The organism is Inquilinus sp. OTU3971, from assembly GCF_038440215.1.
In genome coordinates this window covers 1-274 of the sequence record NZ_JASATH010000469.1, presented here as the reverse complement: position 1 = coordinate 274, position 274 = coordinate 1, and the positions used below count along the sequence as shown (strand labels likewise).

The 274-nt window shown below is 72.6% G+C and carries 1 pseudogene; it reads right to left on the bottom strand.

Annotated features, from left to right (window positions below):
* A pseudogene (locus AAHM41_RS40455) lies at positions 1-261 on the bottom strand (hypothetical protein); the annotation flags it as partial.
* Positions 262-274 lie beyond the last annotated feature (13 nt).

Genomic DNA, 274 nt, shown 5'->3' with positions numbered 1-274 from the left:
CGCGGTCGCCTCGCCGTAGCGGCGGGGCTGCCAGCCGGCTCCCGCGAGGCCGCCGAGGAACGTCGCCGGCTCCGTCTCGTAGGCGACCTGACCCAGCCCCGCATCCATGCCGAACCGGGCCACCATGTTCCGGGCGATGTCCGTCGCCTTCGCCAGATCGTCGGCCGCGCCGGTCGAGATCTCGTCGAAGACCAGGCTCTCGGCCGCCCGCCCGCCGAGCAGCACGGTCATCCGGTTGGCCAGCTCCGAGCGATCCATCAGGAAGCGGTCCTCT